At 46.3% G+C, this 8904-nt stretch carries 7 protein-coding genes; 3 read left to right on the top strand and 4 right to left on the bottom strand.

The window, feature by feature from the left end; all coding sequences use genetic code 11:
• Window positions 1–399 precede the first annotated feature (399 nt).
• Complete coding sequence (gene speD, locus RLO19_RS07305; RefSeq protein ID WP_446355135.1) at window positions 400–798, bottom strand: adenosylmethionine decarboxylase; 399 nt, start codon at window positions 796–798, stop codon at window positions 400–402.
• Window positions 799–1258: 460 nt separating this feature from the next.
• Entirely contained in the window at window positions 1259–2299 is a 1041-nt protein-coding gene (locus tag RLO19_RS07300) for a DUF389 domain-containing protein (protein ID WP_446355134.1), read from the bottom strand.
• Between the two features lie 255 nt (window positions 2300–2554).
• On the opposite strand from RLO19_RS07300, the gene RLO19_RS07295 reads away from it, so the two are divergent.
• A complete protein-coding gene (locus RLO19_RS07295) occupies window positions 2555–3712 on the top strand; it encodes an AI-2E family transporter (RefSeq protein WP_446355133.1) in 1158 nt (385 codons plus the stop codon).
• Between the two features lie 76 nt (window positions 3713–3788).
• The gene (locus RLO19_RS07290) at window positions 3789–4799 is read left to right on the top strand and encodes a 3'(2'),5'-bisphosphate nucleotidase (protein ID WP_446355131.1); all 1011 of its coding nucleotides are present in this window, start codon (window positions 3789–3791) and stop codon (window positions 4797–4799) included.
• Window positions 4800–5702: 903 nt separating this feature from the next.
• Here RLO19_RS07290 and RLO19_RS07285 read toward each other — a convergent pair.
• Both RLO19_RS07285 and RLO19_RS07280 read right to left on the bottom strand, forming a co-directional pair.
• Window positions 5703–5945, bottom strand: coding sequence for a hypothetical protein (locus RLO19_RS07285; protein WP_446355130.1), 243 nt, complete (start codon window positions 5943–5945; stop codon window positions 5703–5705).
• A gap of 42 nt (window positions 5946–5987) precedes the next feature.
• A complete protein-coding gene (locus RLO19_RS07280) occupies window positions 5988–7976 on the bottom strand; it encodes a protein kinase domain-containing protein (RefSeq protein WP_446355128.1) in 1989 nt (662 codons plus the stop codon).
• A gap of 642 nt (window positions 7977–8618) precedes the next feature.
• Between RLO19_RS07280 and RLO19_RS07275 the strand changes: the two genes are divergently transcribed.
• Window positions 8619–8783, top strand: coding sequence for a hypothetical protein (locus tag RLO19_RS07275; protein WP_446355126.1), 165 nt, complete (start codon window positions 8619–8621; stop codon window positions 8781–8783).
• Window positions 8784–8904 lie beyond the last annotated feature (121 nt).

Raw genomic sequence — 8904 nt, 5'->3', positions numbered from 1 at the left:
TACTGCTCTAGAACCGAAAAGTTAAACAGTTTTAAGGTCACTGAAACAGTGCTTTTTGGATAGTTACCGACCGATAACATTGGCGAAGCTAACTTTACCCGAAAGGAGATTGAGGCAACCATACCTCACTGGAGGGGCAACCATACCCCTCCACCCCGAAAGGGGTATGCTTCTTAAACCGCTAACGCGCGTTCCTCCCCGGTCTGAAGACACGGGGTTTCCCACAACGGAGGAGTTCTAATGACACCGCTATGCCCTAACTCTCGTCTCTCAGGTAATCGCCCAACCCTATAGAACCACTCTAGCTTGTCTCGTGATAACCAATTTATAAGCTTTCCCAAAAAAAAAGCAAGGTTGAATTAGCCTTGCCCTTTTTGAGAAATGATCTTAAAAAACCCCTTACCTCACCATCTGATAGACTGAATCTTCGATTCGCTCCTGAATTTCCGGTATCAAATCAAAACCGCGTACAATTTCCCTCATCCGCACCTGTTTGGCTTGGAGCGCTGTTTGTAGCAGTTTCATGGCTTCTTTTGGCTTACCACACCCGCAAAAAAACAAATCAGCGGCAAAATAGCCATGTTCGGGCCAGGTATGGATAGCAATATGAGACTCCGCCAATGTCGCTGTCGCCGTGACTCCGTGGGGACTAAACTGGTGTACACATAAATCAATGAGAGTTCCTTCTCCAACAGAAATCGCATCAATCAAGGCGCGGCGGATTCCTTCAGGATCATTAAGAAGGTCTTCAGGCGCTTCCCATGCGTCAACGACCAGATGAGTTCCCACTTGTTTCATTCTACTCGATCTACTCCACCCAATAAGATTTCAAAGACTCTATTTATAGCATAGAGTTAATTCAGTCCTCAACTCATTAGAGATTTAACCCGATTCAGTGTCAACGGTACTCTCTTGTTCCATGGCACCCCGATGGCTGCGAATGTACCAACCCCCCAACAGGCCCAAAAGGTTGAACCTAGGCATGACCACAGACTTTTGAGACGTTTGACTTCTCAGGTAGTGGTAACTAGTCAATACAACTAAGCTACCCCCTCTAACTCCATCTATTGATTAGACTAACAAATAAATTATCCTCTAGAGGGAATAACTCAGAACTTGGGGGTACTTGAAGTCGATTCGATGACGCCAAATAATTTAACCTTAAAGCCCCCTATCACAGTTTAATTATAACATTATCCATCTTCAGAATGAAATGTGAAACTCAAAAATGAGAAAATGAGCCGTAAATTTTCCTGAGTCAATTATTTGATTTTTGTGACTCCGTTTGTGATTCAACTTTTGTAGATGCTGTAACATCGAACACCACTTTAAATGTTCGTCCAATCTTAGTTTTGATTAAATCTTCCAATACTGTCACATCTTGAGGTGTGATTGGCTCTACCGAGCGAACAACAACTGTAATAGAAGGGGGATGATAATTCCAATCAATATCTGACCGAATTAGTTCTATATCCGAACGGCTAAATTGGGAATTTTCCACCAAAATATTCCGGATCGAGTCATTCGCTTGCGCTTGCTGAATTAGTTCGACAAAGCTAAACCCCAAAGGCAGGGCTAACAACCCAATTAAGCCCATAGAAACTCCCCAACTCAAGGTTCTAGTAACTTCATTACTCCGAGCGTAACCACTAAAAACGTAAACCAATAAACAAGCCAAATTAATTCCAATCAAATTGGTGATATAGAGCAGAAAAGCTCCTTGAGTATATCCCCACTCTGCTTGGGAGAGTGTAAGTCCAACTACGCAAAGCGGCGGCATCAGGGCAACCGCGATCGCTGTACCTGGAACAGCATCACCAATCTCTGGACGAATTTTTGCGTAACCACTCACTCCGCCGGCGACTAAAGCAATTAAAAGATCAATAAGATTGGGTTGAGTTCTGGATAAAACTTGCTCTTTAAAGTCAGGAATACTGATAATTGTGCCAACTATCCATGAACAAGCAATCCCCATCATTGTTCCGGAAAAAATAGAAATAGAACTTCGCCACAGCAGTTTCAAATCTCCTTCTAATGTAGCAAATGAGAATCCCCGCAATGGCATCATCAAGGGGGCAATAATCATCGCACCAATGATTACCGCAGCACTATTCAAGAGTAACCCAAATGAAGCAATTAAACAGGAGCTAACAATCAGCACTAAATAGTTTAGAGTTAGCTTTGAATCTTTCAAAAGGGATTCTCTGAGCTGAATAATAGGAATAGCTTTTAGTCCCACATCTCTGAATAGTTGCCAGGTTTGGCTTGCTGTATGACGCACCTTCTTTGGATCTTGCATGGGTTTAGCCCGAATAATCAGAAGCTTTGAACGGAATTATATCTCCAGATTATAGCATTACTTTTGCTGGTCTATGGATGCTAAAGGATGCAACCCACCCTAAAGCTAAGCGGCGACAATCCAAGATTTAAAATGGATGGCTCCATCTGATCTCAAACTTGCTCAAGAACCTGCTAATATCAGTTTTAGGTCTTATCTGACTCAATGGCGACCTAATAATAGTGGATGCCAGGTTTTGCTAACCAGAAAACTGCGATGACTTCTATATTTTCACCGATTCAAAAACTCTTAATCACATGGCTGCTGCTTTTAGTCACAGGTTGGCTGACGCTGAGTGGGCTGAGTTATGTGGGGGAAATCATTAGTATTTTGCTCACGGCGTCTCTGATTGCGTTTTTGCTAAACTATGCCGTTCGGGGGCTGCTACCCTTCTTACCTCGGACAGTGGCGGCGATTTTGGTTTATTTAGTTGCTGCCATTTTTGTTGTATTCATTGCCTTAACGCTAGCACCACCTGTATTTAACCAAGGACGGCAATTAGTGACTCGGTTTCCCGAATTGCTTGAGCAAGGACAACAGCAATTGGTGGACTTTCAAGCTTGGAGTATTGAGCATAATTTGCCGTTTGACGTGCGGATTTTCGGCTCTCAACTGTTGGCTCGTATCCAAGCTCAAGCCGAAGCGATCGCGTCAACGGGTTTGGGCTTAGTTGTGGGGACATTTAACTGGTTTATCGACTTAATTTTAGTCCTAGTTCTTTCATTTTACATGCTCATTGATGGTGAGCGACTATGGCGTGGTATTACCAGTATTTTTTCTGCCAAAATCCGTGATAGCTTAACTCAAGCACTGCGACGCAATCTTCAGCGGTTTGTATCCGGTCAACTCTTACTAGGGTTGTTTATGGCAACAACTTTAACCTTAGGCTTTCGTGTATTACAAGTGCCATTTTTTCTGCTGTTTGCTGTTTTTATCGGCTTCATGGAGGTTATTCCCTTTGTCGGCGCCACTCTGGGAATTGCTACCGTGGTGATTGTCGTCGCGTTTATTGATTGGTGGCTAGCCTTGGAAGTCTTGGGAGTATCTGTCGCCTTGCAACAGGTCAAAGATAATATAATTGCGCCCCGAATTATGGGTAACTTAACAGGTTTATCGCCTGTGATTATTCTAACGTCTTTGTTATTGGGGGCTAAAATTGGCGGAATCTTGGGCGTTATTCTGGCGATTCCGGTGACGGGGGTAGTGAAAAGTTTGGCGGAAATTATCCTTGACCCCACGTTACCGCCTCAGACGGGAGACTTTTTCTCCAACCCTTTGAACGAAACGAAATCCCAAAATACTCTGGCTGTCGCTGCTGATACCGATGCTGATTCTGACATTTCTTGTCAAGACGCTCAGGAAGTAGAACGATAACTATTGATACCTTAACCTATTTAGAGTGAACAACCCCTATACTAACGGGGTCAAGATAGGATTTCAGCATTAAACCATGTCCTACGAGCGAGAAAAACAGATCGCCATCCAAGCTGTAACGGCTGCGGCTCAATTATGTGAACAAGTTCGTCGGGAACAGGGTGCCTTAACCCTAACCAAACCCGATCGCTCTCCGGTAACTGTGGCTGATTTTGGCACACAAGCGGTTATATGTCGGGTATTAGCCGAGGCGTTTCCTGGTGATCCAGTTGTTGGAGAGGAAAACTCTAGCTTATTGCGACAACCTGCCATGACTCAACAGTTGACAGGTGTCACCCATTATGTTAAGTCTCAGATTGCTGAGGCGACACCGGAAACCGTTATCACCTGGATTGATCGGGGTACGGGTCAAGTCGCGAATCGCTATTGGACACTTGATCCTATTGATGGGACAAAAGGTTATGTCCGGGGTGACAATTACGCGATCGCCTTAGCGTTAATTGAAGCGGGTGAGGTGAAACTGGGGGTGTTAGGATGTCCGGCTATCCCGATTCATCCCAACCAACCCGTGAGCGATCGCGGCGTTGTGTTTGTGGGAGTAAAAGGACAAGGGACAACCCTGATCCCCCTAGGCGGAGGTCAACCTCAGACGATCCGTGTCAATGAATGCGATCGCATCGAATCTCTACGATTAGTTCAAAGCGTAGAATCCTCTCATGGAAACCCCGAATTGGAAGCGGCTATCACTCAATCCCTTGGTTTTATCAACCCTTCCCTACAGATTGATTCCATGGTAAAATATGGCATCATTGCTAGAGGAGAAGCCGATCTTTACATCCGTTTACCGTTTCCCCTGGCGTCCTCAAAACGGCAAAATATATGGGATCATGCGGCTGGTGTAGTTGTCCTGGAGGAAGCCGGGGGACGAGTCAGTGATATGCATGGTAAACCCTTAGATTTTGCCTGTGGAACTAAGCTTTTCAACAATCAGGGGATTATTGCCAGTAATGGGGCGATTCATGATGCGGTGTTAGCCGCCGTAGCCCAGCAAATTAAAGCCTCTGAGACATCCAAATCGATACCCTAGACTATCAATCTAGATATCAATAAGGTTACACTTACATCTTGCACCTGTCTCATCAACCGCCTTGGGTTGAAACCCAAGGATCAACGCTTAAGTCAGCTCAATCCGACATCGGGCGCAAGCCTTGCGCCCCTACGCTTTCTTTAGACTGAAGTTTTCCCCATACAGATGTACTGCACCCAGCGTCAAGCCTTATACCGTAATAGTTTGAACGCACTTGTACGATTTCTCCCAAAAGTTCTCTCTCCAATTGTGGCAAAATCTGAGTAGTAGTGTGAAACGCTGAATTCGATGGTTTTTCGTAGGGGCGCAAGGCTTGCGCCCAGAAAACTGATACAGTCTATTGCACTATTTTAAGCTGAATGCCACTGATTGAAGGCTGGTGGGAAACGCCCAAGCTACGGTATCTCAAGGGTTTAGGCGCTCCCAAAATGCACGCTTTTCAGTGCGATCGCGGTTGAAAATCAGGTGGATTTTGTTGTCCCCTTGGAGGTTGATCGACTGTATGCCAGGTTGGGATGAGGGCGGGTTTTGTTGTGCAGTTTGAGGTTGGTCTATTCATGTTATCCCTAAACCCGCCCCTACATCTGATGTCTTTTTTGATCAAGGGATATCTACCTTAACGTAGTCGCGGAAGTCCTCACATAGGAGCGATAGCAAGGTGAGGATGGACAGCGGGAAATCGGAGGTACGGAGATTTCCAAATTGTCCTCACCGCCAAACTTTTGTAGTACAATGAGAATAGCTCACCTAGGTCTACATGGTAAAGCATGGGAAGACAGATGGTTGAGTCAGGTGTGATAGAGATGTAGTCCTTGTGCGTTAATGAACTCGACCACCGTTCGCTTGCAAGCGTCCTCCAAAAGAATAGCGCAAGATGCCTATTGGCATTATTCGGTTAGAACACTAACCACAAACCGTGAAAGCCAAGCGGACTAACAAAATATTTTGCCTGCGGGAGGCGGGCAACTGCCTGTGGACGCGGAGTAAGACCAATGAGAGGTAACTTTTGGAGGCATCGGCGGATGAGACGGGAAACTCCGAAGACGAATAAAACCGTCCTTGCCTACTTGAGTTGGAAGCCCCAAATAAGAGCGAAGCAAGTTGGGGTACTTCACTTTCTTCTCCCCCAGCTAAGAGACGTAGCATGAGGAGTCTCTACATAGCGCCCCTATCCCTTGCCGTATTATCCTAACGCCCTAATGTTTCCCTCGCCTTTTCACGCAGGCTAGCCGCTTTTTCATGATCGGGTTCGAGTTGCAGGGCTTTATCCAGAGAAGGAATCGCTTCCGTGGTGCGCCCTAACGCCATCAGCGCCTCACCACGAGTTGCCCAAGCATCGGCGGAGTTACGATCCAGTTCAATGGCTTTATCTAAGGCTTGAACTGCCTCAGCGGAACGTCCCACCCCTTGTAGTGCTATGCCATAGCGAATCAAACCTCGGGCAAAATTTGGATAGTATTCACTTACCTGTTCATAAAGTTGCAGCGCACCGATGATCTGGTTTTGTTGCCGTAGGGCATCGGCTTTGCTGACTAAGGCTTCGGCATAATTGGATTGGTAGGCGAGGGCGTCATTACAGGCGACTAAGGCTTGTTCTGGTTGTCCTAATTCATTGAGACTGTAGCAACGTCCCCAATAGGCAGGGGCTAAGTCGGATTGCAGTGCGAGGGCTTGATCATAAACCTCAATCGCTTCCTCATAGTCTCCAGCTTTTCTTAAGTCTTCTGCTTCAGAGAGCAAGGATTCGGCGGTAGGTTCAGGGGTTGGCGAGGGAGTGGGAGTGGGAGTGGGAGTTGGGGTTGGGCTTTCCACCGGGACATCCTCAACTTGAGACTTCTGGCTCAATTGAGAGGGGAGTATAATCAGGGTAATGGCAACCGTGGAACTAACCGCGATCGCGATCGCGAAGATTGTCCAAGGCTGCATCAACCATTGCCGAAATCCGTAGGTTCTAGAGGCTGTTGACACCGTTGCGGTTGGTTCAAACTCCTGGGGTTGACTTAGGGATACGGTGACATCAGTCCGCCCCTGATTTGGCTGAGAGGTTTGGGTGCGTGCTGTTTCTTGTGTCTGGCTAGAGGATGATTCGCTATTCGACTCTTGGACTTCAATCAGAGTCGATTCCGTTGGCGTCGATTCCGTTGGCGTCGCCTCCCACGCCTGCGTCTCGGCCGAATCAGGGGGGAAATTTTGGCTCTCCCGATCCGTCGGTGCTTGTGGATCAACTAGGGGTGGCAATTCAGGCTCAGGTGCTAAAGGTTGGGGGGGTGACGCCGCTGCCAATAATGTCGTGGGTAAACTCTGGAATGCCAACAGGGCTTCTTCTGCTGTCGAGTAGCGATCGCGAAAATCATAGCGCACCATCTTATCCAGAATTTCCCCAAATTCTGAGCTAATCTGCTTGGCATATTGCCGCCAGTTTAGTTCACCCGTATCCGAGTCTTCTCTAAGATGCTTCGGCTGAATCCCCGTTAATAACTGAACCCCAATAATACCCACTGCATAAACATCACTACTATAGCGAGGTTTCCCTGCTAATTGTTCATTGGGCATATACCCCTTTGTGCCGATAGAAATGGTCACATTTGTCAGTGCCGTTTCCGGAGAGAGCGACTCACATCTGACTTGTTTCACTGCGCCAAAATCAATCAGCACGATTCTGCCATCACAGGCGCGGCGCATCAAATTGGCTGGCTTGATATCACGGTGAATCACATTCTGTTCATGGACAAATGCCAGTACCTGCAACATATCTTGCAGGAGGGATAGCACCTTTTCCTGTGACCAAGGCACAGAGGTTTCTATCTCCTTACTTAGGGGTTGCCCTTGAATATATTCCTGAGCCAGATAAAATTCGTGATTTTCCTCAAAATGAGCCAAAAGCCGGGGAATCTGTGCATGATTACCCAGTCGATAGAGGACTTGAGCTTCTGTTTGGAAAAGGCGTCTCGCCGTTTGCAAGCTCTCCTCATCACTCACTTGAGGTTTTAATTTTTTCACTACACATTGGGGATGACCGGGCAAATGCATATCCCGCGCCAAGAAGGTTTGACCAAACCCTCCGACCCCTAGTTTTTCGATAACGTGATAGCGTCCGCCTAGAGGTTTATTGTCCCAAGCGTCTTGAGAACCCGACACCATCGTTTTTGTCAGCGCCCCTGTTGAATTTTTCTTCATCACTAGACAAGTCCAGAAATTACAGGTCAACCCCAAGATTCAAAGGGTTTTCGACTAATTTTCAGACAAGTCTAATTAGTAATCGCATGGAAAACAGCACCCCACTCACTTGTCTTATTATTCATCAGGTAATTGAACATGAGTTCATTTTTATTTTTTCCCAGATGGGAGCAAATTCACCGACGAGAGTTTGCCGCAGAATCAGCACCCCTTTTTTATCTGCAATAATAACCTTGACCGATAACTGTTGTCCGCTCAGTTTGAGGTTATTTTACTCCTGCTTACCCGACAGGTTTATCGAAACACTGTATTTTAGAGTCTGTTCACCTGACTCCGGGGAGTCCGATGTCCACCATGTTAATTATAGATGGGATGCTCACTCTCTAACAAAACAGCGCTTGACATAAGTACAGCAAGGCGTAAATTTACAAACCCAGCAAACAAGCTGAACCTCTGATGACAAAAGACTTTTGAGTTTTAGGTTTATACCGCCATAGTCGGCTACATCAGGAACAGTAGTTTTGAGGTCAATGGAAACGGTACTCGTGCCAAATCAACCCCAGTTTATCACCGAACTCTGTTGAGCCGCTTTCCTCGCTTTGTTGCCTGTACCTACCTTACCTAAAATAGGCTTATCCTTCAATGATGCCAATCTCAGTCGTTTCTCTGTCTGGTCTGGGCGTCAACGCTAATGTTGGATTGAATTATATTACCAATTTACTGGCTAGTGGCGACGTGAGTAGTGATCAGGGAGTGATTTGGAGCAAGAGCGATCGCGCCAGCCAGATGATTGTAGACGACGACTAAAACTTTTATCCAGTCAGCTTTGTTGTGACTTGAGCTTTTAGTTCGGTGGGTTTCAACCCAAGGCGGTTGGTGAGACTGGTGCAAGATGTGAGTTAAAAGGAGATTAGCGGTCTTATCAAAT

The sequence above is a fragment of the Coleofasciculus sp. G2-EDA-02 genome, assembly GCF_040226375.1.
In the GTDB taxonomy this organism is placed as follows: Bacteria; Cyanobacteriota; Cyanobacteriia; order Cyanobacteriales; family Coleofasciculaceae; genus Coleofasciculus.
This window is presented reverse-complemented; position numbering and strand designations above follow the sequence as displayed.